Source organism: Nocardioides humilatus, assembly GCF_008373755.1.
Lineage (GTDB): Bacteria > Actinomycetota > Actinomycetes > Propionibacteriales > Nocardioidaceae > Nocardioides > Nocardioides humilatus.
Genome location: NZ_VUJV01000007.1, coordinates 1 through 26,165, shown reverse-complemented (window position 1 = coordinate 26,165; position 26,165 = coordinate 1). Strand labels below are relative to the sequence as shown.

Genomic DNA, 26,165 nt, shown 5'->3' with positions numbered 1-26,165 from the left:
TCCACACGGGGATCCCGATCTCATCGTCGAAAGGGGCTGCGTCATGTGCGAGTGCCTCAACACCATCGTCGAGACGGCCGTCTGCGTCCAGGCGGGCGCGCTCGTCGACGCTGACTCTCCTTCTCGGTTCCGCGCCGTCGCGGCTTGGGCGGACCACGACCACCACGTCGACGTGGCGATGGCCCGCTCAGCTCCTCTGCACTACACCGTCGCCCTCATCAACGTCCCCCGAGGCGGGGCGGCGGCCAGCTGGCTGGTCGCCGAGCTCGCTCGGATCCTGACGGTCGAGGAGTCCTGCGGCCTGCACCCGGCCTGGCGTGCGTACGGCGGACTCTGGCTCGCTCAGATGGCGGCGATCGTCGCGCTCAGGTCGACCGACCCGAGCGTGGCCGAACAGGCCCTCACCGTGGCACGAGAGGCCGTCGAAGCCGTCGGGGGCGTCTGCGCGGACTCGTTGCACGCCCCGGCCACCGATGCCGAGCTCGAGCGCTACCCCTTCGCCTGGCTCGACTGTGACGGTGCCCTGACCTCGATCCCGTCCGCGATGGAGCTGCACCTCGGTGCGCGCAGCCTGCCGGCACCGCCCTCCGAGATCGACGATCTCAGCCCGCTCGTCCTCGGCCTCCAAACCATGAGCACCGACGAGTGGCGCAACTGGCCGAGCGCCAGCCTGGTCCGCCGCATCCATGCGGACGCCTGACAGGAAGAAGTCAGTCCTTCTCCAGGAGCGCAACGCACTCGACGTGGTGGGTCATCGGGAAGAGGTCGAAGGCGCGCAGGCTCGTCAGCCGGTAGCCGTGCTCGGCGAAGATCGCGAGGTCGCGGGCCAAGGCAGCGGGATCGCAGGCCACGTAGGCGACCGCACGCGGTCGGCGGTCGACGATCTGCTCGACGACCTTGCGCTTCGCGCCGACGCGGGGCGGGTCGAGGACCACGAGGTCGAAGGATTCGTCGTACGTCGTCGCGAGCACCTCACCCACGTCGCCCGCGGTCGCGTGCAGACCCGGGCAGTTGCGCTTGGCGAGCTTGGTCGCGGCAGCGTCACCCTCGATCGCGCACACCCGCCCGTCGGCGCCGACGGCGTCGAGCAGGAAGCGGCTGAAGAGGCCGACGCCGGCGTAGAGGTCGAGCGCCCGCTCCCCCGGCTGGGGCGCCAGCGCCTCAAGCACGGCACCGACCAGGGTGTCCGGCGCGCCCGGGTGCACCTGCCAGAAGCCACCGTCGGCGACGTCGAAGTGGGTGCCGCGCGCCTCGAAGGTCGGACCCGAGGTCGCTTCGAGCAGGCACTTCTCCACCGGCACCACCTCGTGGGACCGGTGCTGCCGCATCCCTTGACGCCCGCCGGGCAGGGGCACGTAACGCTGCCGGGTGCGCCACCCGAGTCCTTCGGTGTCTCCGGGCACGGCCTCGACGACCACCTCGACATCCAGCTTGGCCAGGCGGCGCAGCTGCTCGGCGACGACCTCGCCCTTCAGCGATCGTTGACGCGACAGGGACACGTGCTGGAAGTCGCAACCGCCGCAGAGGCCCGGACCGGCGTAGGGGCACGGCGCCGTCACCCGGTCGGGGGACGCCGACAGCACCTCGACCGCGTCGCCGCGCCAGAACCGGTCACCTGCGGTGCCTTCGGTGATCTCGACGAGCACGCGTTCGCCCGGCAGGGCGTGACGGACGAAGACCACCCGGTCGGCATGTCGTACGACGCAGTGGCCCCCGTGCGCGACCGGACCGACCTCGGCCTCGAACCGCTGCCCGACCGCCGACTCTCCGCGTTCCTTGCGGGCGCGGGGCCGCCGCTGCGGCTGTCGACTCACTGGATCTGCCGGTCGCGGTTGCTCGTCCGGCCCCGGCGGAGGTCACCCGGGCGGACCCGGGTCTCCTCGCGCTCCTCCCGCTCGCGCGCGATCTGGGAGGACCTCAGCTGGTAGGGCACCGAGATGACCATGACGCCGGGCGTGAAGAGGAGCCGGCCCTTGAGGCGCAGCGCGGTCTGGTTGTGGAGCAACTGCTCCCACCAACGACCGACGACGTATTCGGGGATGTAGACCGCGACGACACCACGCGGGTTGGCGCTGCGGATGGCGCTGGCGTACTCGACGATCGGCTTGACCACCTCGCGGTAGGGCGAGTGGAGCACCTTGAGCGGCACGCCCATGTTGCGGTCGTCCCAGTCCTCCATCAGGCGTGCGGTCTCGGCGTTGTCGATCGAGACGTAGACGCCCTCGAGGGAGTTGGGGCGGGTGGCCTTCGCGAAGGCGAGCGCCCGCAGCGTCGGCTTGTGGAGCTTGGAGACCAGCACGATGGCGTGCACGCGGGTGGGCAGCGCCTTGTCGGTCTCGTCGGCCGCGAGCTCGTGCTCCACCTGGTCGTAGTGGCCCTTGATCCCGCGCATCAGCATGAAGAAGAACGCCATCGCGAGGATGGTGATCCACGCACCTGCGAGGAACTTCGTGATCAGCACGACCACGAGAACGACCGCGGTGAAGGTGAGGCCGATCGCGTTGATGATGCGGGAGTTGAACATCCGGCGCCGGATGGCCGGGTCGCGCTCGGTCGCCAGTGCCCGGGTCCAGTGCCGGATCATCCCGAGCTGGCTCAGGTTGAAGGACACGAACACGCCCACGATGTAGAGCTGGATCAGCTTGGTCGTCTGCGCGTCGAAGGCGATGATCAGCGCGATCGCCATCACGGCGAGGAAGACGATGCCGTTGCTGTAGGCCAGGCGGTCACCGCGGCTCCCCAGAGCGCGCGGGGCGTAGCCGTCCTTGGCCAGGATCGAGCCGAGCACGGGGAAGCCGTTGAAAGCGGTGTTGGCAGCGAGCACCAAGATGATGCCGGTCACGGTGACCACGAAGTAGAAGCCGGGACTGAAGTCGGTGAAGACGGCGCGGGCGATCTGCGCGATCACCGCGTGCTGGTCGTAGCCGTCGGGCAGCGGCCCGCCGTCGCGGGTGAGGCGCTCGAGCTCGTGGGGATCGACGTACTTCAACCCCATCTGCTTGGCCAGCACGATGACGCTCACCATCATCGAGATGGCGATCATGCCGAGCAGGAGCAGCGTGGTCGCGGCGTTCTTGCTCTTGGGCCGCTGGAAGGCCGGCACGCCGTTGGAGATCGCCTCGACACCGGTCAGCGCCGCACAGCCGGAGGAGAAGGCCCGCGCGAGCAGGAACAGCAGTCCGATCGTGCTGAGCGGCTGGTCCCAGCCTTCTTGGGGCGAGATGTCGAGGTGTGAGCTCTCGACGTCGGGCAGGCTGCCGCTGGCCATCTGGATGAAGCCCCAGGCGCACATGCCGAGGATGGCGACCATGAAGAGGTAGGTCGGCACGGCGAAGAACGTGCCGGACTCACGGATGCCGCGCAGGTTGATGGCCATCAAGACGATGACCATCACGACGGCCACGACGGCCTCGTGGTCGAGGAAGGCCGGGATCGCGGCCGCCGCGTATTGGGCGCCGGACGAGATCGACACCGCCACCGTGAGCACGTAGTCGACGAGAAGCGCGCTGGCCACGGTCGTGCCGGCCATCTTGCCCAGGTTGACCGTGGCGACCTCGTAGTCGCCACCACCGGACGGATAGGCGTGCACGGTCTGGCGGTAGGACGCGATCACCGCGGCCATCACGAGCGCGACGGCGACGGCGATCTTCCAGGACCAGACGTAGGTCGAGGCGCCGGCCACCGCCAGCATGATGAAGACCTCGTCGGGTGCGTAGGCCACCGACGAGAGCGCGTCGCTCGCGAACACCGGGAGCGCGATCCGCTTCGGAAGCAGCGTCTCCCCGAGCTGTGCGCTCCGGAGCTTCTGCCCGAGCACGATCCGCTTCGCGACGTCGCCGACTCCCACGGGCGACAACGTTAGGGCATCGGTCCCCAATCAGAAGGTTTGGTCAGAGGGTCCGGCTGACCACGACGTCGAGGAGCATCGGAGCGCCGTGCCCGATCATCTGGCTCTGCGAGAGCGGCGTCGCCCAGATCTTCTCCAGCGCGCCGCGGAATTCGGTGGCCGCACCAGCGTCGTCGAAGTCGAGGTCGACGAACACGCGCTGCGGGTCAGCGGCGTCCCTGGCGATCCGGTAGGACCGCACGCCGCGCTCCTTCCGGAACGACTCGTAGCGGTCGAAGGCCTCCTTCCAGGAGTCGTAGTCGTGGACGGTGTTGTCGATGTGCAAGGTGGTCATGCGGACAGCGTGGTCGCGCACCACGGTCGCGGACATCCCCGACATCGGGGATCTTCCGGAGGCTCGCCAACCCCTAACCTGGAACGGTGGACCTGCTCCGGCGCATCGAGAGGATCTGCGCCGAGCAGTGCTCGGACCGCCTCCTCCGCGAACGCCTCGTCGAGGCCCTGCGCGGTCCCTTGTCCTTCGACGCGCACGTGTTCGCCCTGACCGACCCGGTCACCGGCGTCGCCGCCTCCCCTCACGCGACGGTCCCGATGCTCCCCTGGGACGAGCTGCCCGACCTGATCCGGCGGCGCTACCTCGCGGCCGACCGCGCCGAGTGGAAGGGGATGCTCGCGCACCTGGGTGTCACTGACACCCTCCTCGTGCCCTTCGAGGACCGCTACGGCACCTGGGGGTTCCTCGAGCTGTGGCGCACCAGCAATGAGTACGACGACCGCGCCCGTGCGCTTGCCCACGCACTCGCACCCGCGATCACGGCGGGCCTGCGCGCCGCGGCTGCCCGGACCTTCTCCGACGGCAGCGCCGGCCTGGATGCGCTCGAGCCCGGGGTCGTCGTCCTCGACGACCGGCTGCGGGTCCGCGGCCAGACCGACGCCGCGGCCGCGGCTCTGCTCCAGCTCCTGCCGCCTGACGAGCCGATGCCGCCCATCCCGGCCGCGGCCTACAACGCGGGGGCAGCGCTGATCGGTGTCGAAGCAGGAAGGTGGGCGACCGAACCCTCGGCACGCGTCCACCTCGGCGGCAACCGCTGGGTGACGGTGCGGGCCGCGCGGCTCGGCACCGACATCGCCGTGGCGATCTCGCCCGCGACCACCGACGAGCGCACCGACCTCTTCGCCCGGGCCCACGGCCTGTCTCCTCGGGAGACCGAGGTGCTCGGCCTGGCCGTCCACGGACTCGACTCCCGCCAGGTCGCCGACCTCCTCGTCATCGCCCGCACCACCGCCGAGGACCACCTCAAGGCCCTGCTCGCCAAGACCGGATCCCCGAACCGTCAGGTGCTCGTTGCGCGCGCGTTGGGTGCCTGACCTTCGCTTCGCCCGCCGCTGCTATAGCGTTCAACTGTGCACGTCGTGATCATGGGCTGCGGCCGCGTCGGTTCGACGCTCGCGCGCAGTCTGGAGGACCGGAACCACACGGTGGCCGTCATCGACACCGAGCCCGACTCCTTCCGACGCCTCGGGCCGGGATTCAACGGCGACAAGGTCGCCGGGATGGGCTTCGACCAGCAGGTCCTGGAGAAGGCCGGTATTCGCCGCGCTGACGCTTTCGCCGCGGTGTCCAGCGGTGACAACTCCAACATCATCGCCGCCCGCGTGGCGCGCGAGACGTTCGGCATCCAGCAGGTCGTCGCCCGCATCTACGACCCCGGTCGCGCCGAGGTCTACCAGCGCCTCGGCATCACGACCGTCGCGACGGTGAAGTGGACCGCCGACCAGGTCCTGCGCCGGCTGCTGCCCGTCGGCGCCGAGCCCGACTTCCGCGACCCGTCCGGCACGATCCGGATGGACCACATGATGGTGCCGGAGCGCTGGGTGGGCTCGACGGTCGGAGCGTTCCAGGAGCAGGCCCGCGCCCGGGTCGCCTGGATCGACCGGCTCGGCGAGGGCATGTTGCCGACCCGCGACAGCGTGGTCCAGGAGGGCGACCTGCTGCACGTCGTGGTCCGCGAGGAGAACGCGGGCCACGCCTACGACGTGCTCGAGGCCGGCCCTGAGCACGGGGACTGAGGGAGACTGAGATGCGAGTCGCCATTGCCGGCGCCGGTGCCGTGGGCCGGTCGATCGCCCGCGAACTGATCGAGAACGGCCACGAGGTCCTCCTCATCGACAAGTCCCCCACGTCGATCCGTCCCGAGCGGGTGCCCGACGCGGAGTGGCTGCTCGCCGACAGCTGTGAGCTCTCCTCCCTGGAGGAGGCGCGCCTCGACAAGTGCGACGTGGTGATCGCCGCGACCGGCGACGACAAGGCCAACCTGGTCACCTCGCTGCTCGCGAAGACCGAGTTCGGCGTGCCCCGCACGGTCGGCCGGGTCAACCACCCCAACAACGAGTGGCTCTTCACCGAGGCCTGGGGCGTCGACGTCAACGTGTCGACCCCGCGCATCATGTCGGCCCTGGTCGAGGAGGCGGTCTCCGTCGGCGACCTGGTGCGGCTCTTCACCTTCCGCCAGGGCAACGCCAACCTCGTCGAGATGACCCTGCCCACCGACTCTCCCTACGTCGGCAAGGCCTCCGGCCTGATCCCGCTCCCCGACAACTGCGCGCTGGTCACGATCCTGCGCGACGGCCAGGTCTACGTGCCGACGCCCGAGCAGCCGGTCGAGTCGGGCGACGAGCTGCTGTTCGTCGTACCTGCTGAGGCCGAGGACGCGCTCGAGCGCCTGCTGGCCCCGATGTCCCACCCGGGGCCGGGTCCGAGCTAGGTCGGCTCGGGAGCTGTCTCGGGGGCCGTCTCTGGCGGCGCCTCGAGCGGTGTGGCGTTGCGCGCCAGCAGCCAGATCATCAGCGTCCACGACCCGATGCGCAGCGCCCAGCCCAGCCCGGTGCGCAGCACCAGGATGATGACGACGGCGGTGTCCGCGTCGATCGTGCCGGAGTGGCCGAGCAGCCAGATCGGCCCTTGCCCGAGCACGCCGATGGCACCCGGCAGGAGCATCACCCAGGTCAGCCGGTTGCAGAGCCGCACGACCTGCTTGTTGGCGTGCCAGCCGACCGGGTCCTCGGTGGCAGCGCCCAGCATGAAGCCCAGGACCGGCCAGCCGACCAGGCAGGAGGCGCCCATCACGATCGTGTAGGCGAGGCTGATCAAGATGCCGGGCAGGAAGAACGCCAGCGCCTGGTCGGACTCCGATCCGCCGGAGGACTCCGCCCAGCGGACGAAGACCCAGCCGATGCCGATGCCGAAGATCGCGTTGAAGACGTACTGCGTCGGGCTCTTCTGGATGACCCGCGCGACCAGCGCCACGCCCGCCACGGCGAGGCTGGCGATGAGGGCGAGCTGCAGATCCTTCGTCGGGAGCCAGATGCCGCTGAAGATCACGCCGGGGATGGCGGCCTCGAGCATGCCGCGCTTGCCGCCGAGCGAGGCGGCGAGCTGGTGCCGCACCAGGGCTTCGACCGTGTCGACGCCGATCTTCTTGGCCGCCGACGTCGTCAGCGAGTGGTCCTCGTGTGCCGGGTCCGCCACGCTCTCCTCGCTCACAGGAGCTCGTAGCGCGGGTTGTAGAGCACGCGATCGGCCTCGTGCTCACCGATCCGTCCCGACACCTCGATGGCGCGGCCCGGGCCGATGCCGGCGATCCGCCGACGCCCGAGCCAGATCACGATCAGGGTGCCGGTGCCGTCATAGAGCTCGGCCTCGAGCGCCGGGACTCCACCGCGTGGGCGGAGCGTGACGGTGCGCAGGGTGCCGCGCAGGTGGACGGGGGTGCGCGAGGGCGCGTCGGCGATCGACACGACTCCGCTGCTGGCGAAGGTCTTGCGCAGGTCGCGCGCCTCCGCCTCGGCGGGGCTCGCCCACTTGCTGATCGTGCGCCGCAGTCGGCTCTTCGTCGCCATGTCCGTCCCCCTCTCGTCGGTCAGGTTGGTCAGGTGGGTCCGTCAGGCTCCGGTCTGCTGGCCCGGCGTGGCGGCGCGCTGGGCCTGCGCCTTGATCTCCTCGGGGAGGGTCAGCGGCAGGGCCTCACCGACCGGCATCGCCTGGGCACCACGGCGTACGGCGACCGAGGTCACCGCACCGCGCCACTCCGCCAGTGCGTCGGCGTCGACGGCGGGGCGGCCCAGGAAGGTCGCCCGCAGCAGCCAGCGCGGGCCGTTGAAGCCGATCACGCGCGAGGCCTGGTTGCCGACCTGCCCCTCAGCGGTCTTGACCTGCACCTCGCAGAAGAGCTCGGTCCCGAAGGGGCCGTCCTGCTCGGTCGCGGTGCCGCCGCGTCGGGCGGCGTCGGCGGCGATCTGCGGCCGCACCTCGCTCCACAGGTCACCGTGGCGCGGAGCCGCGTAGGCACGCAGCTCGACGGCGCCGTCCTGGCCAGCGAGCACGACCGACTTCACTTCACCGGACTTCTCGTCGACCTGGACCCGCAGGTCGCGGCCGGGCACCGGGGCGACCAGCAGCGCACCGAGGTCGACGCGACCCACGCCGTCGTCGGGCAGGTCGTCGGCGTCGTAGGGACCTTCGTCGGTGTCCGCGGGGACGGCGGCCGGCACGTCGGTGACGTCGTCGCTGGCGTCGACGACGGTCTCGCCGGCGACCTCTTCCGGCGCTGCCTCCTCGGCATCTCGACCGGACTTGCGACGCAACTTCACGACTTGCTCTCCTTCACCTGACCGAAGCCTCCAGTAGAACCGTAGCCGCCGGTGCCTCGGACGCTCTCGGGAAGGTCGGAGACGGTGACGAACCGGGCCCGCTCGAAGCGCTGGATGACCAGCTGGGCGATCCGGTCACCGCGGCTCAGGACGATCGCCTCGACCGGGTCGTGGTTGATCAGCATCACCTTGATCTCACCGCGGTAGCCCGCGTCGATCGTGCCGGGAGTGTTGACGATCGAGAGCCCATGCCGCGCGGCCAGGCCGCTGCGCGGGTGGACGAACGCCGCGTAGCCGTCGGGTAGCGCGATCGCCACCCCGGTCGGCACGAGCATCCGCTCGCCCGGCTGGAGGACCAGGTCGACGGTCGTCACGAGGTCGGCCCCCGCGTCACCCGGGTGGGCGTAGGTCGGCGGTGGGAGCTCGGGGTCGAGCAGGGTCACCGGGATCTCGAGGTCGGCGGCTGCCTCAGCAGCATCGGCAGGGTCGTCGAAAGGCACGGACCCACCCTAGAGATCCCCCGCCGGCAGCCGGATGGGATCCTTCCTCCCGTGAGCAAGAGCCAGGGCTACGACGAGCGTCTCGCCGTACCCCTGCGCTGGTGGGCCCAGGGCACGATGCTCGTCGCCACCCTGTGGCTGACCGTCGTCGTCGCCGTCCCCGGCCCGACCGCGTGGGTCGTCACCGGCGTCGCGCTGGCCCTCCTGGCCCTGCTGCTGTGGTCCTACGGCGACGCCCGGGTCGTGGTCCGCGACGGCTGGTTCCAGGCCGGCCGCGCCCGCATCGAAGCGGAGTACGTCGGCGAGGTCGCCGCCCTCGATGCCGAGCAGACCAGGCTCGTCGCCGGTCGCGACGCCGATGCCCGCGCCTACCTGCTCCTCCGCCCCTACCTGCACCGAGCCGTGAAGGTCGAGGTCGTCGACCCGGCCGACCCGACGCCGTACTGGCTGGTGAGCTCGCGGCACCCGGAGGCACTCGCGGACGCGCTCACCGCTCTGCCGAAGACTCGATAAGGTCGGTCGCATGGCAAAGGGCGACAGTTCCAAGATGTGGTCGATCTTCTCGATGGTCGCGGCCCTCGGCGGCGCCGCAGCGGCGCGCCAGGCGATCGACAAGTCGTGGAAGATCAGCACCGGCAAGAAGCCCCCGGAGAACCCGGCCGACCCCGACGTCGACCTGTGGGAGGCCGTGGCGTGGGCAGCGACGACCGGAGCCGCCGTCGCGCTGGCGAAGATGTATGCCCAGCGTCGCGCGGCCGGTTACTACTACAAGTCGACCGGCGCGCTGCCGCCTCCGCTGCGCAAGGACTGAAAAGCAGAGCGTGCCGCACCCGACGGGTGCGGCACGCTCTTCACATTTTTCAGGCGCAGTCGCGACAGATCATCTTCTTCGGGTCGGCCAGCTGGCTGCGGTGATGCACCAGGAAGCAGCTCATGCAGGTGAACTCGTCCTCCTGCTTGGGCTTCACCTCGACGGCCAGCTCCTCGTGGGAGAGGTCCGCCCCCGGCAGCTCGAAGGACTCAGCGGCTTCCGTCTCGTCCTCGTCGACCTTGCCGGAGTTCTTGTCGTGGCGGCGCGCCTTGAGCTCTTCGATGCTTTCTTCGGACTGCTCGTCCTCGTTCTTGCGCGGTGCGTCGTAATCGGTCGCCATGACGCTCACTCCCCTTCAGTCGCCGCAGATCATCCCCCGCCGCCCCGAAGCGGCGAAGTTCGTGATCGGCGCGGCAGATTGTGCACTATCCGTGGCCGGGGCGATACCTCGACCCCGGGCGAGTCGTTCGAACAGTCAGCGAACGCCCGCTATTCCCGGGTGAAACCTACCGACCGAATGAGCTCCAGAAGCTCAGTGAACCCGTGATGAGGCCCACACACGACCAGGTCGGTCCCGCCCGCTCCGGGCAGCACCTCCAGGCGGGCGCCGGCGAGGCGGGCGATGAGTCCGCCGGCGGCGTGGTCCCAGAGCATCACGCCCTCCTCGACGTAGCCGTCGAGGGATCCTTCGGCCAGGTGACAGAGCTCGAGCGCGCACGACCCGTGGCGGCGGATGTCGCGCACCAGCGGGAGCAGCCGAGCCGTCGCCGCGGCCTGGACGGCACGTTTCTCGGCGCTGTAGGAGAAGCCGGTCGCGATCAGCCGCTGCGCGACCGGCGCCGGACCCCGGACCTGGAGCAGGCGACCGTCGCGGGTCGCGGAGCCGCCGCCGGGAAGGTCTGCATCGACGAAGCCGACGTAGGCACGGTCGTTGGCCGCGTCGAGCACGACGCCGGCGACCACCTCTCCGTCGACCTCCGCGGCGATCGACACCGAGAACTCCTGCAGCCCATAGAGGAAGTTGACGGTGCCGTCGATCGGGTCGACGATCCACCGCACCCCGCTGGTGCCGACGACGTCGTCGCCCTCCTCGCCAAGGATCGAGTCGTCCGGACGAGCGGCCAGCAGCCGGGCGCGGATCAGCTCTTCCGACGCGCGGTCGGCGAGGGTGACCACGTCGACGTCGCTCGTCTTGGTCGCCGCCACGGCGACGCCCTGCTCGGCGTACCCCCTGATCAGCGCCGCTGCCTCGCGTGCCGCGGCCAGGGCCAGGTCGGCGAGAGCACGCGCGGCGACGGTCACGGGGTCGACCGCGGCAGGCAGCAGTGCGCCGCGCAGGTCTCGATGGGGCGCTCCAGCGCGAGCTCGCGCAGCGCGGCGACGAAACGGGGATCGACTCCGGCGGTGCCCGCCCGGCGCGCCTCGATCCCCAGCTTCTCCGCGGTGGCGAGTGCCTCGGTGTCGAGGTCGTAGACGACCTCCATGTGGTCGGAGACGAACCCGACCGGGATGAGTACGACGGCCCGCACCCCGTCCGCTGCGAGCTCCTCGAGCCGGTCGTTGACGTCGGGCTCGAGCCACGGCGTGCGCGGCGAGCCGCTCCGGGAGCAGAAGACCAGCTCGTGATCGCGGTGCTGGCCGGTCATCTCGGCGACCCGGGCTGCCACGGTCGCGGCGACCCCGAGGTGCTGGGTGAGGTAGGCGTCACCGTCCGGACCGCTCTCGGCGTTCATGGCGGTCGGGATCGAGTGGGTGACGAAGACCAGTCGGGCATCGGCCCGGGTCGCTTCGGGCAGGTCGTCGATGGCCTCGATAGTGCGGTCGGCGACCGCGGCGACGAAGCCGGGGTGGTCGGCGAACCAGCGGATCTTGTCGATCCGCGGCGCTCCGGGGACGGCAGCCACCGCCTCCTCGATGTTGTCGCGGTACTGCCGACAGCTCGACCACGAGGAGTAGGCGCTCGTCGCGATGCAGGCGACCCGCTGCCGACCGTCGGCGGCCATCTGCCGCACCGCGTCGACGAGGTAGGGCGCCCAGTTGCGGTTGCCCCAGTAGACCGGCAGGTCGATCCCCTCGGCGGCGAGGTCGGCTTCGAGAGCCGCGATCAGCGCCTTGTTCTGGTCGTTGATCGGCGAGCGCCCGCCGAACAGGAAGTAGTGCTGGCCGACCTCGACCAGGCGCTCCTTCGGAATCCCGCGGCCCCGGGTCACGTTCTCGAGGAACGGCACGACGTCGTCGGGCCCCTCCGGCCCACCGAAGCTGAGGAGCAGCACGGCGTCGTAGGCCACGTCGGCGTCCATGTCGGCGGGTGGCACCGGATAAGGATTCGTCACTGCACCATCGTAGGGAGGACGATCAGGAAGCCATGATCGAGACTGCCCTCGCCCCCTACCGGCGGATCTTCACGCGCGCGACCGCCCTCTTCAGCCTCACGGGCCTGGTCGCACGACTGCCGATCTCGATGGTGGGCCTCGGGATCGTGCTCCTCGCCGAGCACGAGACCGGTTCCTACGCCTTCGCCGGCGCAGTGTCGGCCACCGCGCTGATCGCCAACGCGGGCTTCGCCGTGCCGCAGGGCCGCCTGCTCGACCGGCTCGGGCAGGCGCGGGTGCTCCCGCTGCTCATCACCCTGTGGGGGCTCGGCCTGGCCGGGGGCATGTACTCCCTGAGCGCCGACTGGCCCGTCCTCATCACCTACGCCCTTGCTGCCGTCGCCGGTGCCGCCCTGCCGTCCGTCGGCACCTGCGTGCGCGCCCGGTGGTCGTACTGCCTCAAGGACGAGCCCGCCGACCTCCACACCGCCTTCTCCTTCGAGGCCGTGGCCGACGAGGCCGTCTTCCTGCTCGGCCCGATCATCGTGACCACCCTCGCGACCGCCGTGCACCCGGTCGCCGGTCTGAGCGCCGCACTCGTCTTCGGTCTCGTCGGGACCTACGTCTTCGCGGGCCTGCGCTCCACCGAGCCTCCGGTCCACCCTGCAGCAGCCGACGTCAGCGACCGGCCACGGATGCCGTGGGCCGCGATCGGGCCACTCACCCTCCTCACCCTCGCGCTGGGTGTCCTCTTCGGTGCTGCCGAGGTGGCGACCGTGGCGTTCGCCGAGGACGAGGGCCATCAAGGTGCCGCCGGCTTCCTCCTCGCCGTCTGGGCGCTCGGCAGCCTGGTCGCTGGTCTCATCTCCGGCGCGATCTCCTGGAAGCGTGGACCGCTGGTGCGATTGCGCTGGGGCGCGCTCGGGATGGCGGCCGCGATGGCGCCGCTGCCCCTGGTGTCCTCGATCCCCGCGATGGGTGTGGTGCTGCTGCTCGGGGGCTTCGCCATCTCCCCCACCCTGATCGCCGCGATGTCGCTGGCCGAGCGCGTGCTGCCCGCGCAGCGCCTCACCGAGGGGATGATGCTGCTCCAGACCGGAATCGCCCTCGGGCTCGCGCCGGGCGCCGCTCTGGCAGGTGTCGTGATCGACGACGCCGGCGCCTCGGCCGCCTACCTCGTCTCTCTCGGCGGCGGCCTGCTCGCGCTCGTCGCCGCGCTCGCGACGCGGGTGCCCGCTACCGTGCCGTCTCATGACGAGGTCGCAGACGTCGACGGGGTCGAGCGCAACCTGGCGTAACTGGTCGGGACTGGAGCGTGCCAGCGGCGTACGCACGGTCGACCCGGGCTCCGTCGACGACGTGGTCGAGGAAGTACGACGCGCAGCCGACCTCGGCGAGACTCTGAAGGTCGCCGGGACCGGTCACAGCTTCACCGGCATCGCCCGTCCCCGCCACACGATGCTCCTGCCCGGGCTCACCGGCATCACCCAGGTCGATCGCGACGCGATGACCGTCACCGCCCACGCCGGCACGCAGCTGAAGGTGCTCAACGCCGAGCTCGAGCGACGGGGCCTGAGCCTGCACAACATGGGCGACATAGCCGAGCAGACCCTCGCCGGTGCGATCTCGACCGGCACCCACGGCACCGGCGGTCGGGCCGCCGGGCTCGCGGCGCAGGTGGTCGGGCTCGAGCTCGTCGCCGGCTCCGGCGAGCGCGTGACGACATCGGCCACCGAGCACCCCGAGATCCTGGAGGTCGCCCGGGTCGGGCTCGGTGCCCTCGGCGTCATCACCTCGGTCACCTTCGCCGTCGAGCCGCTCTTCCTCCTCCGCGCCGAGGAGAAGCCGATGAGCTGGGACGAGGGCCTGGCGACCTTCGACGAGATCGTCGCGGCGCACGACCACGTCGACCTGTACTGGTTCCCCCACTCCGACCGGCTCCTCACCAAGCGCAACACCCGCGTCGGCACCGACCTCTCCCAGGCCGCACCGCTCCCCCGCTGGCGCCACTGGCTCGACGACGAGCTCCTCTCCAACACTGTCTTCGGCCTCCAGACCGCTGCTCTCAACCGGGTCCCGCGGGCGATCCCCCGCGCCAACCGGTTCGCCTCACGCCTCCTCGGCGCGCGCACCTACACCGACGTCGCCCACAAGGTCTTCACCGCCGAGCGACGCGTCGTCTTCCGCGAGATGGAGTACGCCGTCCCCCGCGAAGCCGGCCTGACCGCGTTGCGCGAGGCCCGGCGGATGCTCGAGGCATCCGGCCAGACGGTGTCGTTCCCGGTCGAGATCCGGGTCGCGCCCGCCGACGACGTACCCCTGTCGACCGCCTCGGGGCGCGACTCCCTCTACCTGGCCTTCCACACTCATCACGCCGCCGAACACGCGCGCTACTTCGCCCTGATGGAGGCCGTCATGCGCGACCACGGCGGCCGACCCCACTGGGGCAAGCTCCACACCCGCACCGCCGACGACCTCGCCGCCCTCTACCCGCGCTTCAGCGACTTCCTCGCCCTCCGCGACCGGCTGGACCCCGCCCGGGTCTTCACCAACGACTACCTGCGCCAGGTCCTGGGTTCGTAGCGTGGCCAGAGACCGGATCTGTCCCTGCGGGACAGGCATGTCGTACGACGACTGCTGCGCCCCGCTGCACCGCGGCGATCGGGCGGCGGCGACTGCTGAGCAGCTGATGCGGTCGCGCTACAGCGCGTTCGTGCTGCACGAGGTCGACTACCTGCTGCGCAGCTGGCACCCGGCGACCCGCCCGGCGTCCCTCGACCTCGACCCGGACCTGCGCTGGACCGGCCTCGAGGTCCTCGCGACAGAGGCGGGCGGCCCCGACGACGTCAACGGCGTCGTGGAGTTCCGCGCCCACCACACGATGGGCGGTGACCCTGCGGTGCTCCACGAGGTCAGCCGGTTCCGCCGGCACGACGGGGCCTGGACCTACGTCCGCGGCCGGTCGTAGGGTCCCCAGCCATGGCGAACTCTGGCTCCCGGATCCGTGCCGTCGGCGCTGTGCGGGCAGCCGTCGGCATCGCCCTGCTCGCGGCGCCCAAGGCGATCTCCCGCAACGACGACGCTGACTTCACGCTGCTCATGCGGACGATCGGCGTGCGGGACCTGGTGCTCGGCACCGGCGCCCTGCTCGGCGGGGCGGAACCGGGCGGGCGGCTGTGGGCCAAGGCCGCGATGGCGAGCGACAGCATCGACGTCGTGGTCGGCACGCTGTCGATCCCGAAAGTGGGCCTCGGCGGCGGCCTGGTGGCAGCCCTGCTGCCGATCCCGTTCGTCGCCGCCGACCGCTGGTCGCTCAGCGGATAGTCCTCGGCGGCGTCGGCAGTAATTGTCGACACATCGCCACACGCCGGAGAGGCATCCCGAATCGCGCGGCCCCCGGGCGTAATCTCGGCGGCACCGGAGTATCACCACTGAAGAGCACGACGGGCCCGCGACCGGGTCCGGAAGGACGGAGCATGGCGCACCTCGATCTCGCAGGAGTCAGCGCCGATGGTCGACGTCTGCTCCTCGTGGGTCAGCAGGGCGAGGAGTTCACGCTCGCCATCACCCCTGCTCTGCGTGCCGCGCTCCGCGGCGAGACCACCCGCATCGGCCAGTTGGAGATCCAGATGACGAGCACCCTGCGCCCCCGCGAGATCCAGATCCGGATCCGGGGCGGTGAGACGCCCGAAGCGGTGGCTACCGCGGCTCAGACCACGGTCGAGGCGATCATGCCGTTCGTCGCGCCGGTGCTCGCCGAGCGCGAACACATCGCTGAGCGGGCTCAGAAGTCCTCGTTGCGACGCCCCGTGGGCGACGGCACCGGCGGCACCCGCAAGCTGGGCGACGCGGTCGCGACCCACCTCGCGAACAACCAGGTCAAGGTCGAGGCCGTGACCTGGGACGCCTTCCGCCGCGACGACGGGCGCTGGGAACTCGCGGGCGCCTTCGAGACCGGCCCGCGCAGCGGCACCGCACGCTTCACCTTCGACCCTCCCGGCAACTACGTCGTGGCCGACAACGACGACGCTCGTTGGCTGGTCGGTGACCTCGTCATCCACACCGAGCCGCAGCGCGACGACCTCCAGCACGTGCGCGAGCGTCGCCTTGCGGTCGTCGTCACCGACGAGCTGCCGCTCGGCGACGACGCCCTCGACCTGGCGATCAGCGAGACCGCCGAGATGTTCCTCGACGAGCCGCCGGCGCGCCCGACCTACGACGACCCGCTGCGCGACACGTCCGCGGCGGTCGAGCCCGAGGCCGCCGCCGTAGCGGAGGCGTCAGACGAGGCGGTGGGCGACGGGTCGAAGCACCGTCGGCCGGTGTCGAAGAAGCGTGGTCGCGCCTCCGTGCCGACCTGGGACGAGATCATGTTCGGCGGCTCGGGCGACTGATCTTGACGCGGCGGGGCGCCTTGTCCAGCACCGCTGAGACGTCTGTCGACACCCGCCCTCAAGCGCGGTCAACCGGACTACGCTGCCCGCATGTCCTCCTTCGTGACCGGCGCCACCGGCTTCATCGGTCGTTTTCTCGTCAGTGAACTGGTCGACCACCGCGAAGGCCCGATCTTCGTGCTGGTGCGCCAGTCCTCGATCCACCGCATGGAGACGCTCATCCAGCAGTGGACCGCCGGGTCGACCAAGACGAAGGTCATCCCGGTCGTCGGCGACCTGAGCCAGCCCGGGCTCGGGGTCGACCCCGCTTGGGTGGCCGAGCACGCCAACAAGATCGAGCACTTCTTCCACCTCGCGGCGATCTACGACATGACCGCCGACGACGCGACCAACGACGCGATGAACGTCGACGGCACCCGCTACGCGCTGGAGCTCGCCGAGGCGCTCGACGTGAAGTGCTTCCACCAGGTCTCCTCGGTTGCCGCCGCCGGCGACTACCACGGCCGGTTCGACGAGTCGATGTTCGACGAGGGCCAGCCGCTCCCGTCGCCCTACCACCGGACGAAGTACGAGTCGGAGAAGATCGTCCGCGAGGAGTCGAAGGTCCCGTGGCGCGTCTACCGCCCGGCGATCGTCGTCGGGCACTCCGAGACCGGCGCCATGGACAAGATCGACGGGCCCTACTACTTCTTCCCGCTGATCAAGCGAATGCGCGACAACCTGCCCTCCTGGCTGCCGCTGGTCGGCATTGACCTGGGTGACACCAACCTGGTGCCGGTCGACTACGTCGCGAAGGCGATGGACCACATCGCCCACCTCCCCGACCGCAACGGCGAGGCCTTCCACCTGGTCAACCCCGAGCCGCAGTCGACGATCGAGATGATCAACTCGTTCTGCGCGGCCGCCGGCGCTCCTCGCTTCGCCACGCCGATCGACCGGAGCCTCACCGCCGGTGCGACCGGCCTGCTGCCGAGCGCGCTGCGGCCCAACCGGATCTTCAACGCCCTGGTGCGCACCGCGCCGGCCCACCTGATCCTCGACCAGACCCTCGGCCGTGCCGGCATCCCCGCCGAGGTCGTCGGACACTCCTCGTTCTCCGCCGTCTTCGACTCGAAGGCGACGACCAAGGCGCTCGCCGGCAGCGGGATCGACGTACCGGACCTGGAGTCCTACGCCCGCGCCCTGTGGTCGTTCTGGGAGGAGAACCTCGACGACTCGACCGCCAAGGACAAGAAGACCCGCTCGGCCCTCAAGGGCAAGCACGTCGTCATCACGGGCGCCTCGTCCGGCATCGGCAAGGTGACCGCCCTGAAGGTCGCCCAGGCCGGCGGCATCCCGGTCCTCGTCGCGCGCGGCAAGGACAAGCTCGAGGAGACCAAGGCGACGATCGAGCTTCGCGGCGGTCAGGCCCACGTGTTCCCGTGCGACCTGTCCGACCTGCGCGCCATCGACGACCTGTGCGAGCGGCTGTCCTCCGAGCTGCCCTCGGTCGACTTCGTCGTCAACAACGCGGGCCGGTCGATCCGGCGCTCGCTCAAGCTGTCGCACGACCGCTTCCACGACTTCGAGCGCACGATGCAGCTCAACTACTTCGGTGCGATCCGGCTCATCATGGGCCTGATGCCGAAGCTCCACGAGCAGCGCTCGGGCCACATCGTCAACATCTCCTCGATCGGCGTGCAGACCAACCCGCCGCGGTTCTCTGCCTACGTCGCCTCCAAGGCCGCGCTCGACGCGTGGAGCAACGTGGTGGCCTCCGAGGTCGTCGGCCACGGCATCTCGTTCACCAACATCCACATGCCGTTGGTGCGGACGCCGATGATCGCCCCTACCAAGATGTACGACAAGTTCCCCACGCTCTCCCCCGCGCAGGCCGCCGACCTGGTCATCAAGGCGATGGTCGAGAAGCCGCACGAGATCAACACGCTGGCGGGCAACGCAGGCGCGGTGGCCCACACCTTCGCGCCGAAGGCCGCGTTCCGCGTGCTCAACCTCGCCTACCAGGTCTTCCCGGACAGCGCCGCGGCGAAGGCCAAGACCGGCCCGACCGAGGCCGCCCCAGAGGTCGCGCCAGCTCCCGAGGCCGGCACCGAGGGAGCCGGGGGTCGCGAGTCCGAGCAGATCCTCATGGCCCGGCTGTTCCCGGGCGTGCACTGGTGACCCGCACCGACTGATTCAGCCGGTCTCGACCGGACGGCTGGGGTCGGCGATCCACTCACTCCAGCTGCCCGGGTAGAGCGCTGCCCGCAGGCCCGCGACCTCCAGGGCGAGCACGTCGTGCGCGGCCGTGACGCCGGAGCCGCAGTAGGCCGCGACCGATGCGCCGTCGACCGCGCCGACTGCGGCGTAGATCTCGCGCAGCTCCTCGGCCGACCTGAAGCGGCCGTCGGCGGCGAGGTTGCGCCCGGTCGGCACGTTGACCGCCCCCGGGATCCGACCGGCCACCGGGTCGATCGGCTCGACCTCGCCCCGATAGCGCTCGGGCGCTCGCGCGTCGATGAGTACGTCGACGTCCTGCGCATCCTCGGCCGACACCACGGACATTCCTCCGGGTGTGGCGACGAAGTCACCCGGCGCGACGGCGGGCGAGGGCCCGGTCTCGACCGGCTGCCCCGCGGCCCGCCAGACCGCCCAGCCGCCGTCGAGCACGCGCACGTCGTGATGGCCGTGGTAGCGCAGCAGCCACCAGCAGCGCGCTGCGGCGTGGCCGGCCCAGTCGTCGTAGACCACCACCGGACAGTTGGCCGAGACACCCGCGGCACGCATCGCGGGCTCGAAGACCGCTGCCTCCGGCAGCGGGTGGCGGCCCCGGACACCGGGCGCGGAAGCCAACGCGCTGTCGAGATCGACGTAGGCAGCGCCGGGGACGTGGCCGGCGTCGTACTCCTCCGGGCCGGCAGGCCCGCCCATCTTGTAGCGCACGTCGAGGACGGTGACCGTGCCGAGCAGCGCTGCGAGCTCGTCGACGCCCACGAGGGGTCCGGCGTTCAATGCCGCCCCGCTCGCGGCTTGACCGTCAACACCGGGCACGGGGCGTCGAGCATGACCCGCTGCGCGTTCGTGCCGAGGATGAGCTTGCCGACCGGGGAGCGCCGGCGCAGCCCGATGACGATCAGCTCCGCCTCCACCTCCTCCGCGACCCCGATCAGCCCGTCGGACGCCTCCACGCCACGGTCGAGCACGCGCAGGTCGTGGTCGACCCCCGAGTGGTCGAGGACCGAACGGACCTCGCCGACGTAGGCCGGCTCGTCCTCCTCGTGGTCGAGCATCGCGTGCACGACCACCGCACGCGCACTGCGGCGCTGCGCCTCCTCGATGCCGGCCAGCAGGGCCGCGTCTCCCTCCGGCTTCGGGACGTACCCGATCACCACCGTCGCCATGCCAGTCACCTTAGGCGGGCCGCCTGAACAGGTCGCCAGAAATTTTCTCCGCGACGATGTCGAGAAGCCGTCCGCTGCTCCGTCCTTGGTGCAGACGCGGCCAGAATGGGCCGTACCGCACCCGAGGAGACACACGATGGCCAAGTACCTGCTGCTCAAGCACTACCGAGGCGCTCCCCCGGCGGTCAACGACGTGCCGATGGACCGGTGGACGCCGGAGGAGATCTCCGACCACATCCAGTACATGCGCGACTTCGCCGCCCAGCTGGAGAGCACCGGCGAATACGTCGACGGGCAGGCACTCGCCGCCGAGGGCACCTGGGTCCGCTACGACGGCGAAGGCCGGCCGCCGGTCACCGACGGCCCGTTCGCGGAGACCAAGGACCTGATCGCCGGGTGGATGGTCATCGACGTCGACAGCTACGACCGCGCTCTCGAGCTCGCCGGCCAGCTGTCCGCAGCGCCCGGCGCCGGAGGCGAGCCGATCCACGAGTGGCTCGAGATCCGGCCCTTCATGCACGAGCCGCCCTCGGTCACCGACTGATGGCAGGGCGGGTGGCGGTTCAGGTGGACGAGGCGCTCCTGCGCTCGCTCACCCCTGCCGTCATCGGGATCCTCGTCCGCCGTGGCGCCGACTTCGCGGCGGCCGAGGACGCGGTGCAGGGGAGCCTCCTCGAGGCGCTGCGCGTCTGGCCGGACGCTCCGCCCCGGGATCCCAAGCCCTGGCTCGTCAAGGTCGCCTGGCGCAAGTTCATCGACGCGACACGCGCCGACGCCTCGCGACGCCGACGTGAGGAGCGGGTCGAGGCCGAGCCGTCACCAGGCGCAGGGGGCGCGACCGACGACACCCTCCAGCTCTACTTCCTGTGCGCCCACCCCTCGCTCACGCCCGCCTCCGCCGTCGCCCTCACGCTGCGGGCCGTCGGCGGCCTGACGACCCGGCAGATCGCCCAGGCCTACCTGGTGCCCGAGGCGACGATGGCGCAGCGGATCAGTCGAGCGAAGCGCACCGTCGCCGACGTCCGGTTCGACCAGAACGGCGACGTCGCGACGGTCGTCCGGGTCCTCTACCTGGTCTTCAACGAGGGCTACTCGGGCGATGTCGACCTGGCGGCCGAGGCGATCCGCCTGACCCGGCAGCTCACGACGCTCACCGACCATCCCGAGGTAGCGGGCCTCCTGGCACTGATGCTGCTCCACCACGCCCGACGCGCCGCCCGCACCCGGCCCGACGGCAGCCTGGTGCCCTTGGTCGACCAGGACCGGTCCCGCTGGGACACCGCATTGATCGCCGAGGGTGTCGACGTCCTCCAGACAGCACTGGCACGCGACCGCCTGGGCGAGTTCCAGGCGCAGGCCGCGATCGCCGCGCTCCACGCCGACGCGCCCCGGGCCGAGGAGACCGACTGGGTCCAGATCGTCGAGTGGTACGACGAGCTGGTCCGCCTCACCGACAGCCCGATCGCCCGTCTCAACCGGGCCGTCGCCGTCGGCGAGGCCGACGGCCCCCAGGCCGGCCTGCGGGCACTGGTCGGGCTCGACACCGCCCTCCCGCGCTACACGGCGGTGTCGGCGTACCTCCACGAGCGCAGCGGTGACCTCGCGACCGCGGCGCGGCTCTACGTCGACGCCGCAGCCGCCGCCTCCAACCTCGCCGAGCGCGACCATCTGACCCGCCAGGCCGCGCGGCTCAACGCAGCGCTGCAAGGCTGACCGCCCCTGTGGAGGGGCACCCCTGCCGGGCGGCCCGATCCGGCAGGCTGGACGCATGGGGTACGACGGAGCAGGTGGACTCCGCGAGCCGATCGACCGGACCGTCCAGCGACTGCTGCGCCGCGCCGTGCTCGACCACGCCACCAACGAGCACCGCAAGCTCTACCCGCCGGTGCTCCACGTGGGCGTGCCCGGCGTCCGGTCCCGTCAGTTCGAGATCGAGGCGCCGCTCGACCACACCCTGCGCACCGATGCCGTCGAGGCGATGCTGCGGCCGGCGGTCGGGAAGGGCGTGGTGCCGCTGCTGTGGCTCACCCGTCGTGGCGACACCGAGCCGCACGACGTCGACGCGGAGTGGTCGGCAGCCGTGCAGGCGGCCGGCGGTGAGCTCGGACTGACGCTGGGCCTGGTCATCGTGACCCGGCACAGCTGGCACGACCCGCGCACCGGCGTCAGTCGCACCTGGAAGCGGATCCGCGAGCGTTGACGCTGGCCGACGCGCAGATCACCAGGTGTGCACCGGCGCGTTGGCGTGCATCCGCTCGCGGTACTCCGCGAGCACCGCGCGGATCGCGTCGTAGCGGTCGCTGTCCTCACGATCGGCCATCCGGCGGATGAACCACTCGGCGCCGTTGGTGTGGCTCAGGCACCGGCCCTCGATGATCCCGAGGTAGCGCTCGATGGTCTCCGAGGCGACGCCCCAGGCGACCAGGCCCTCCCGGGCGAGCGGCAGCAGCCGCCGGAGCACCAGCTCGGTGGCGCGGACGCGACCGACGCCGGGCCAGTAGACCTCGGCCTCGATGCCGTCGCGCGCGGCGATGTGGAAGTTCTCCTCGGCGGCGCTGAAGGACATCTGCGACCACAGCGGCCGCTCGCTTTCGGCCAGGCTGCGCACCAGGCCGAAGTAGAACGCCGCGTTGGCGACGATGTCGACGACCGTGGGACCTGCGGCGAGCGCGCGGTTCTCGACGCGCAGATGCGGGCGCCCGCCCGCGATGTCGTAGACCGGCCGGTTCCACCGGTAGATCGTGCCGTTGTGGAGCCGGAGCTCGGAGAGGTTCGGGGTGCCGCCAGCCTCGAGCACCGTCAGCGGGTCCTCGTCGTCGGTCACCGGGAGCAGCGCGGGGAAGAAGCGCACGTTCTCCTCGAACAGGTCGAAGACCGAGGTGATCCACCGCTCGCCGAACCAGACCCGTGGCCGTACGCCTTGGGCCTTGAGCTCCTCGCTGCGCGTGTCGGTGGCCTGCTCGAAGAGGGGCACCCGGGTCTCGCGCCACAGCTGCTTCCCGAGCAGGTACGGCGAGTTGGCGGCCAGGGCCAGCTGCACCCCGGCGATCGCCTGCGAGGCGTTCCAGTAGGCCGCGAAGCGCTCTGGAGGGGTCTGGACGTGGAACTGCGTGCTCGTGCACGCCGCCTCCGGCAGGATCGAGTCCGCGGTGGTGCGGAGCACCTCGGCACCACTGATGTCGATACTGATGTCCTCGCCCCGCGCCCGCAGGACCTGATCGCTGAGCAGCCGGTAGCGCGGGTTGTCGCTGATCGCGTCGAGCGAGAGGTGGGCGTCGGCGAGGGTCGGCAGGATGCCGATCATCACCAGGTGGGCGCCGATCTCCGCGGAGCGACGCTCGGCCTCGTTGAGGCTGCGCCGCAGGCCCGCCTCGAATCCTTCGAGCCCGCCTTCCCGCAGGGTCGCGGGCGGCACGTTGATCTCGACGTTGAAGCGGCCCAGCTCGGTCTGGAAGTCGGGGTCTGCGATCGCTTCGAGCGCCTCGTTGTTGCGCAGCGCCGGGTCCCCGACCTCGTCGACCAGGTTGAGCTCGACCTCGAGACCGGTCATCGGGTCGTCGGTGTCGAACGCCGCTTCGCGCAACATCCGCTCGAACACGTCGAGGCAGCGCCGCACCTTCTCCCGGTGGCGGGTGCGATCCGCGCCGGTGAACTCCTGTGCGTCGACCTCCTGGCCCATGTCGCGAGGCTAGTGCCCATCCTCAGGCTGGCAACCCCTCTTCCCGCTCCAGGTGGTCGTCGGCGTGGTCGTCGAAGGCGTCCGGAGGCAGCGCGCCGTCGAGGCAGCGAGCCAGGAGGTCGGCCAACCGGTGGTCGGGATCGACCGTCTGGCAGCGGTCGATGGCCAACCACGCCATCGCCCCGTTGCCCGCGCGGTAGGCCGCCCACGCGAGCAGCACCGCCGGCGCCGGCAGGTAGCGATCAGGGCTGCGCCGTACGACGTCGAGCCAGAGCTCCTGGTGCCTGCTCGCGTTGTCCCGCAGGACCAGCGCCCACGCGTGGTCGCGGAGCCGGACGTCCTGCACCAGCCACAGGGCCCGCGCCACGTCCTCGTCGCTGGGCCGCTGCCCGCCGGAGACGAAGGTGCTCACGAAGCCCGACAGCCACGCCACTTGGTCGCTCCGCTCACCGGGCGTCGCCATCCGCGGCACCGGGCGGTCGTCCAGCATGGCCTGCACTGCGGCCTGCGCCACGGCGTCAGGGGCCAAGGTCGTCGCCAACGACGCACGGTCAGGTTGGATGACCATGCCCCTGAACATCGCCTCGGCCAGGAACGGGTGCGCCGAGATGTCGTAGGCGATCCCGATCTCCCGCGCGGCCCGATCGCCCAGCAGGGGGAAGTAGCGACGATCGTCGACCCGCAACGCTGCCACGATCTGCAAGCGAGACTGGCGGCAGGCTCGACGCAGCGCCTGCCAGGTCGGCCGGGTCGCGCGCTCGCCGCCGTAGAGCAGCACGGCCAGGGATCGCACTCCGTTGCGTCGCGCGGCGTCGACGAGCATCGCAGCGACCGCCCGCTGGTCCTCGACGGGGGCAGGGGCGCCCGGGAGGTCGGTGCGCGCGTGGAACGGCCGGTCGCCGTCGCTGGTCATGATCATGACCGAGTGGGTGGGGTGGAAGCCGAGCACGAGCGGTGCGGCGGCGATCAGGTCGTCCGCGCAACGGGCGCGGAGGGTCATCGGTGTCGAGGTCGGTGTCGAGGTCGGTGTCGAGTTCATGGAGCCCACGCTGGTGGGCAGGCCCGACCCTGGCGCCTGTCACGAGGCGGGCCTGTGGACCACCCGCGCCGGGAGCGGCGCTGTGGACGGTAGGTGGGCCGTCGTACGGTTCGTCCGTGCGCGCGCAGGCCTCGGTCCTCCACCTGGACCTCGACGCGTTCTTCGCCGCCGTCGAGCAGCGCGACAAACCGTCGCTTCGCGGCAAGCCCGTGGTCGTCGGTGGTGTCGGCATGCGGGGCGTCGTCTCGACGGCCTCCTACGAGGCGCGCGCTTTCGGCGTCCGCTCTGCGATGTCCACCAGGGAGGCGCGGGCGCGCTGTCCGCACGCGGCCTACCTCTCGGGACGGTTCGAGGCCTACCGGTCCACGAGCCAGGCCGTGCTGGAACTGCTCCGCTCCTGCTCGCCCCTGGTCGAGCCGCTGTCGCTCGACGAGGCCTTCGTCGACCTCCTCCATGCCGACCTCCCCGATCTCGAGGTCGCGACGGTGTCGGCGTTCGCCGAGCGGCTCCGCGAGCGCGTCCACGAGGTCACCGGTGGCCTCACGGCATCGGTCGGGGTCGCCAGCTCGAAGTTCCTCGCCAAGGTCGCCAGCGACCTCGACAAGCCCGACGGCCTCGTCGTCGTCGCCCCGGGCACCGAGCTCGACCTCCTCCGCCCGATGCACGTGTCGGTCATCCCCGGCGTTGGGCCAGCCACCGTCGACCGGCTGCGCAGGGCCGGGGTCCACACCATCGCCGACCTGCAGGAGATCAGCGAGGAGGAGCTGGTCCGGATCCTCGGCAAGGCCCACGGGCACGTCCTCCACGAGCTCGCCTTCGCTCGCGACAACCGCCGCGTCGAGTCCGAGCGCGAGACCAAGTCGGTGAGCGTCGAGGGCACCTACGAGCAGGACCTGACCGACCGCAAGCTGATGGAGAGCCTGCTCACCCGCCAGGCATCAGAGGTCGCCCGCCGGATGCGCAAGCACGGACTCTCGGGGCGCACCGTGTCGATCAAGGTCCGCCTCTACGACTTCACGACCCTCAGCAGGTCGAGCACGTTGCCGTCCCCGACCGACGACGAGACCGCCATCGGCCGGCTGGCCCGACGATTGCTGGAGGACCTCGACACCTCCGGCGGCGTACGACTTCTGGGGGTCGGCGTCTCCGGACTCGCCGACTGGGTGCAGGACGAGCTGTTCGGCACCGACGAGGAGCCCGAGGCGGAGGAGGACATCGACGCGCCACCCGCTCCCGAGGAGCCCGGATCGGCCGCCCCCGACCCGTCCGGCGGCTACCGCCCCGGGATGGACGTCGTCCACGCCGAGCACGGACGCGGCTGGGTGTGGGGGGCCGGCAAGGGGGTCGTGACGGTGCGCTTCGAGACGGCCGAGACTCCGCCGGGACCCGTGCGGTCGTTCCCCGCCGACGACCCCGCCCTCGAACGCTGGGTCCAGAACTCCCATGACCAGAGTTCACACGACCGTCACGACTAGTGCATTGCCCCGGGGCCGCTCAACCGCGACCATGGTCCCAGCGACACGCTCGCAAAAAAGGGGTTAGCGGCCAGAATG

30 protein-coding genes are annotated in these 26,165 nt (G+C 71.0%); 16 read left to right on the top strand and 14 right to left on the bottom strand.

All coding sequences use genetic code 11. The features are described 5' to 3' along the window. The first annotated feature begins 43 nt into the window (after window positions 1-43). Window positions 44-700, top strand: a complete 657-nt coding sequence (locus F0U44_RS18570; protein ID WP_149729873.1) for a hypothetical protein — start codon at window positions 44-46, stop codon at window positions 698-700. A 10-nt stretch (window positions 701-710) separates the two neighbouring features. Here the strand turns inward: F0U44_RS18570 and F0U44_RS18565 are convergent, their stop codons facing one another. Genes F0U44_RS18565 through F0U44_RS18555 form a run of 3 tightly spaced genes read right to left on the bottom strand, consistent with a single transcriptional unit; the run spans window position 711 to window position 4,181 of the window. Then, window positions 711-1,814 (bottom strand): class I SAM-dependent RNA methyltransferase, encoded by a 1,104-nt coding sequence (locus F0U44_RS18565; RefSeq protein WP_149729872.1) that lies wholly within the window; start codon window positions 1,812-1,814, stop codon window positions 711-713. Next, a complete protein-coding gene (locus F0U44_RS18560) occupies window positions 1,811-3,847 on the bottom strand; it encodes an APC family permease (RefSeq protein ID WP_223163754.1) in 2,037 nt (678 codons plus the stop codon). Before F0U44_RS18560 ends, F0U44_RS18565 begins: the two co-directional genes overlap by 4 nt. Before the next feature lie 43 nt (window positions 3,848-3,890). Further along, window positions 3,891-4,181 (bottom strand): hypothetical protein, encoded by a 291-nt coding sequence (locus F0U44_RS18555; protein WP_149729870.1) that lies wholly within the window; start codon window positions 4,179-4,181, stop codon window positions 3,891-3,893. A gap of 86 nt (window positions 4,182-4,267) precedes the next feature. On the opposite strand from F0U44_RS18555, the gene F0U44_RS18550 reads away from it, so the two are divergent. The 3 genes from F0U44_RS18550 to F0U44_RS18540 are packed head-to-tail and all read left to right on the top strand — an operon-like array spanning window position 4,268 to window position 6,612. Next, window positions 4,268-5,215, top strand: coding sequence for a helix-turn-helix transcriptional regulator (locus tag F0U44_RS18550; RefSeq protein WP_149729869.1), 948 nt, complete (start codon window positions 4,268-4,270; stop codon window positions 5,213-5,215). A gap of 51 nt (window positions 5,216-5,266) precedes the next feature. Continuing rightward, window positions 5,267-5,917 (top strand): potassium channel family protein, encoded by a 651-nt coding sequence (locus F0U44_RS18545; protein ID WP_438616535.1) that lies wholly within the window; start codon window positions 5,267-5,269, stop codon window positions 5,915-5,917. An 11-nt stretch (window positions 5,918-5,928) separates the two neighbouring features. After that, window positions 5,929-6,612 carry a potassium channel family protein gene (locus F0U44_RS18540; protein WP_149729867.1) on the top strand — a complete coding sequence of 228 codons (684 nt, stop codon included), beginning with the start codon at window positions 5,929-5,931 and terminating at the stop codon, window positions 6,610-6,612. Here the strand turns inward: F0U44_RS18540 and F0U44_RS18535 are convergent. The 4 genes from F0U44_RS18535 to dut are packed head-to-tail and all read right to left on the bottom strand — an operon-like array spanning window position 6,609 to window position 8,946. Further along, window positions 6,609-7,391 (bottom strand): DUF3159 domain-containing protein, encoded by a 783-nt coding sequence (locus F0U44_RS18535; protein WP_246160644.1) that lies wholly within the window; start codon window positions 7,389-7,391, stop codon window positions 6,609-6,611. The genes F0U44_RS18540 and F0U44_RS18535 overlap by 4 nt on opposite strands. After that, the gene (locus F0U44_RS18530; protein WP_149729866.1) at window positions 7,388-7,747 is read right to left on the bottom strand and encodes an OB-fold nucleic acid binding domain-containing protein; all 360 of its coding nucleotides are present in this window, start codon (window positions 7,745-7,747) and stop codon (window positions 7,388-7,390) included. Before F0U44_RS18530 ends, F0U44_RS18535 begins: the two co-directional genes overlap by 4 nt. A 42-nt stretch (window positions 7,748-7,789) precedes the next feature. Beyond that, window positions 7,790-8,497 (bottom strand): DUF3710 domain-containing protein, encoded by a 708-nt coding sequence (locus F0U44_RS18525; protein ID WP_149729865.1) that lies wholly within the window; start codon window positions 8,495-8,497, stop codon window positions 7,790-7,792. Further along, on the bottom strand, window positions 8,494-8,946 hold the full coding sequence (gene dut / locus F0U44_RS18520; protein WP_438616534.1) for a dUTP diphosphatase: 453 nt from the start codon (window positions 8,944-8,946) through the stop codon (window positions 8,494-8,496). Before dut ends, F0U44_RS18525 begins: the two co-directional genes overlap by 4 nt. Before the next feature lie 102 nt (window positions 8,947-9,048). Between dut and F0U44_RS18515 the strand changes: the two genes are divergently transcribed. After that, window positions 9,049-9,510, top strand: a complete 462-nt coding sequence (locus F0U44_RS18515) for a DUF3093 domain-containing protein (protein WP_149729863.1) — start codon at window positions 9,049-9,051, stop codon at window positions 9,508-9,510. Window positions 9,511-9,520: 10 nt separating this feature from the next. Further along, entirely contained in the window at window positions 9,521-9,808 is a 288-nt protein-coding gene (locus F0U44_RS18510; RefSeq protein ID WP_149729862.1) for a DUF4235 domain-containing protein, read from the top strand. Window positions 9,809-9,857: 49 nt separating this feature from the next. Here F0U44_RS18510 and F0U44_RS18505 read toward each other — a convergent pair whose 3' ends face one another. The 3 genes from F0U44_RS18505 to F0U44_RS18495 all read right to left on the bottom strand — a co-directional run bounded on the left by F0U44_RS18505 (window position 9,858) and on the right by F0U44_RS18495 (window position 12,141). After that, the gene (locus tag F0U44_RS18505; RefSeq protein WP_149729861.1) at window positions 9,858-10,148 is read right to left on the bottom strand and encodes a DUF4193 domain-containing protein; all 291 of its coding nucleotides are present in this window, start codon (window positions 10,146-10,148) and stop codon (window positions 9,858-9,860) included. Window positions 10,149-10,297: 149 nt separating this feature from the next. After that, on the bottom strand, window positions 10,298-11,110 hold the full coding sequence (locus tag F0U44_RS18500; RefSeq protein ID WP_149729860.1) for an inositol monophosphatase family protein: 813 nt from the start codon (window positions 11,108-11,110) through the stop codon (window positions 10,298-10,300). Further along, complete coding sequence (locus tag F0U44_RS18495; RefSeq protein WP_306461723.1) at window positions 11,107-12,141, bottom strand: ferrochelatase; 1,035 nt, start codon at window positions 12,139-12,141, stop codon at window positions 11,107-11,109. The genes F0U44_RS18500 and F0U44_RS18495 overlap by 4 nt, the downstream gene beginning before the upstream one ends. A gap of 32 nt (window positions 12,142-12,173) precedes the next feature. On the opposite strand from F0U44_RS18495, the gene F0U44_RS18490 reads away from it, so the two are divergent. From F0U44_RS18490 to F0U44_RS18465, 6 genes are all read left to right on the top strand, one after another. Beyond that, on the top strand, window positions 12,174-13,418 hold the full coding sequence (locus F0U44_RS18490; RefSeq protein ID WP_149729859.1) for an MFS transporter: 1,245 nt from the start codon (window positions 12,174-12,176) through the stop codon (window positions 13,416-13,418). Then, on the top strand, window positions 13,372-14,703 hold the full coding sequence (locus F0U44_RS18485) for a D-arabinono-1,4-lactone oxidase (protein WP_149729858.1): 1,332 nt from the start codon (window positions 13,372-13,374) through the stop codon (window positions 14,701-14,703). The genes F0U44_RS18490 and F0U44_RS18485 overlap by 47 nt, the downstream gene beginning before the upstream one ends. A gap of 1 nt (window position 14,704) precedes the next feature. Continuing rightward, a complete protein-coding gene (locus tag F0U44_RS18480; RefSeq protein WP_281292653.1) occupies window positions 14,705-15,088 on the top strand; it encodes a YchJ family protein in 384 nt (127 codons plus the stop codon). Between the two features lie 11 nt (window positions 15,089-15,099). Then, a complete protein-coding gene (locus F0U44_RS18475; protein WP_149729856.1) occupies window positions 15,100-15,444 on the top strand; it encodes a hypothetical protein in 345 nt (114 codons plus the stop codon). A gap of 152 nt (window positions 15,445-15,596) precedes the next feature. Next, window positions 15,597-16,514, top strand: coding sequence for a septation protein SepH (gene sepH / locus F0U44_RS18470; protein ID WP_149729855.1), 918 nt, complete (start codon window positions 15,597-15,599; stop codon window positions 16,512-16,514). A gap of 90 nt (window positions 16,515-16,604) precedes the next feature. Then, window positions 16,605-18,674, top strand: coding sequence for an SDR family oxidoreductase (locus F0U44_RS18465; protein WP_149729854.1), 2,070 nt, complete (start codon window positions 16,605-16,607; stop codon window positions 18,672-18,674). Window positions 18,675-18,689: 15 nt separating this feature from the next. Here F0U44_RS18465 and F0U44_RS18460 read toward each other — a convergent pair whose 3' ends face one another. Together F0U44_RS18460 and F0U44_RS18455 are read right to left on the bottom strand one after the other, a co-directional pair. Further along, window positions 18,690-19,505 (bottom strand): sulfurtransferase, encoded by an 816-nt coding sequence (locus F0U44_RS18460; protein ID WP_223163753.1) that lies wholly within the window; start codon window positions 19,503-19,505, stop codon window positions 18,690-18,692. Then, window positions 19,502-19,894: a universal stress protein gene (locus F0U44_RS18455; protein WP_149729853.1), complete on the bottom strand. Its 393-nt coding sequence runs from the start codon at window positions 19,892-19,894 to the stop codon at window positions 19,502-19,504. The genes F0U44_RS18460 and F0U44_RS18455 overlap by 4 nt, the downstream gene beginning before the upstream one ends. 136 nt (window positions 19,895-20,030) lie before the next feature. Here F0U44_RS18455 and F0U44_RS18450 point away from each other — a divergent pair, with 136 nt between their 5' ends. From F0U44_RS18450 to F0U44_RS18440, 3 genes are read left to right on the top strand one after another with little or no spacing between them, the layout of a single operon-like run. Continuing rightward, window positions 20,031-20,438, top strand: a complete 408-nt coding sequence (locus F0U44_RS18450) for a YciI family protein (protein ID WP_149729852.1) — start codon at window positions 20,031-20,033, stop codon at window positions 20,436-20,438. Continuing rightward, window positions 20,438-21,607, top strand: coding sequence for an RNA polymerase sigma factor (locus F0U44_RS18445; RefSeq protein WP_223163752.1), 1,170 nt, complete (start codon window positions 20,438-20,440; stop codon window positions 21,605-21,607). The genes F0U44_RS18450 and F0U44_RS18445 overlap by 1 nt, the downstream gene beginning before the upstream one ends. A 55-nt stretch (window positions 21,608-21,662) precedes the next feature. Beyond that, window positions 21,663-22,094: a hypothetical protein gene (locus tag F0U44_RS18440; protein ID WP_149729851.1), complete on the top strand. Its 432-nt coding sequence runs from the start codon at window positions 21,663-21,665 to the stop codon at window positions 22,092-22,094. 18 nt (window positions 22,095-22,112) lie between these two features. On the opposite strand, the gene F0U44_RS18435 is transcribed toward F0U44_RS18440, so the two are convergent. Next, on the bottom strand, window positions 22,113-23,573 hold the full coding sequence (locus tag F0U44_RS18435; protein ID WP_149729850.1) for a glutamate-cysteine ligase family protein: 1,461 nt from the start codon (window positions 23,571-23,573) through the stop codon (window positions 22,113-22,115). A 22-nt stretch (window positions 23,574-23,595) separates the two neighbouring features. After that, a complete protein-coding gene (locus F0U44_RS18430; RefSeq protein WP_149729849.1) occupies window positions 23,596-24,612 on the bottom strand; it encodes a DUF4192 domain-containing protein in 1,017 nt (338 codons plus the stop codon). A 116-nt stretch (window positions 24,613-24,728) separates the two neighbouring features. On the opposite strand from F0U44_RS18430, the gene F0U44_RS18425 reads away from it, so the two are divergent. Continuing rightward, the gene (locus tag F0U44_RS18425; RefSeq protein WP_149729848.1) at window positions 24,729-26,087 is read left to right on the top strand and encodes a DNA polymerase IV; all 1,359 of its coding nucleotides are present in this window, start codon (window positions 24,729-24,731) and stop codon (window positions 26,085-26,087) included. The last annotated feature ends 78 nt before the right edge of the window (window positions 26,088-26,165 follow it).

Coding starts and splice junctions, on each gene's coding strand:
- F0U44_RS18570 (WP_149729873.1), top strand. CDS start 44: ATGTGCGAGTGCCTCAACACCATCGTCGAGACGGCCGTCTGCGTCCAG.
- F0U44_RS18555 (WP_149729870.1), bottom strand. CDS start 4,181: ATGACCACCTTGCACATCGACAACACCGTCCACGACTACGACTCCTGG.
- F0U44_RS18545 (WP_438616535.1), top strand. CDS start 5,267: ATGGGCTGCGGCCGCGTCGGTTCGACGCTCGCGCGCAGTCTGGAGGAC.
- F0U44_RS18540 (WP_149729867.1), top strand. CDS start 5,929: ATGCGAGTCGCCATTGCCGGCGCCGGTGCCGTGGGCCGGTCGATCGCC.
- F0U44_RS18530 (WP_149729866.1), bottom strand. CDS start 7,747: ATGGCGACGAAGAGCCGACTGCGGCGCACGATCAGCAAGTGGGCGAGC.
- F0U44_RS18510 (WP_149729862.1), top strand. CDS start 9,521: ATGGCAAAGGGCGACAGTTCCAAGATGTGGTCGATCTTCTCGATGGTC.
- F0U44_RS18505 (WP_149729861.1), bottom strand. CDS start 10,148: ATGGCGACCGATTACGACGCACCGCGCAAGAACGAGGACGAGCAGTCC.
- F0U44_RS18490 (WP_149729859.1), top strand. CDS start 12,174: ATGATCGAGACTGCCCTCGCCCCCTACCGGCGGATCTTCACGCGCGCG.
- F0U44_RS18485 (WP_149729858.1), top strand. CDS start 13,372: ATGACGAGGTCGCAGACGTCGACGGGGTCGAGCGCAACCTGGCGTAAC.
- F0U44_RS18475 (WP_149729856.1), top strand. CDS start 15,100: ATGGCGAACTCTGGCTCCCGGATCCGTGCCGTCGGCGCTGTGCGGGCA.
- sepH (WP_149729855.1), top strand. CDS start 15,597: ATGGCGCACCTCGATCTCGCAGGAGTCAGCGCCGATGGTCGACGTCTG.
- F0U44_RS18465 (WP_149729854.1), top strand. CDS start 16,605: ATGTCCTCCTTCGTGACCGGCGCCACCGGCTTCATCGGTCGTTTTCTC.
- F0U44_RS18455 (WP_149729853.1), bottom strand. CDS start 19,894: ATGGCGACGGTGGTGATCGGGTACGTCCCGAAGCCGGAGGGAGACGCG.
- F0U44_RS18450 (WP_149729852.1), top strand. CDS start 20,031: ATGGCCAAGTACCTGCTGCTCAAGCACTACCGAGGCGCTCCCCCGGCG.
- F0U44_RS18445 (WP_223163752.1), top strand. CDS start 20,438: ATGGCAGGGCGGGTGGCGGTTCAGGTGGACGAGGCGCTCCTGCGCTCG.
- F0U44_RS18440 (WP_149729851.1), top strand. CDS start 21,663: ATGGGGTACGACGGAGCAGGTGGACTCCGCGAGCCGATCGACCGGACC.
- F0U44_RS18435 (WP_149729850.1), bottom strand. CDS start 23,573: ATGGGCCAGGAGGTCGACGCACAGGAGTTCACCGGCGCGGATCGCACC.
- F0U44_RS18430 (WP_149729849.1), bottom strand. CDS start 24,612: ATGAACTCGACACCGACCTCGACACCGACCTCGACACCGATGACCCTC.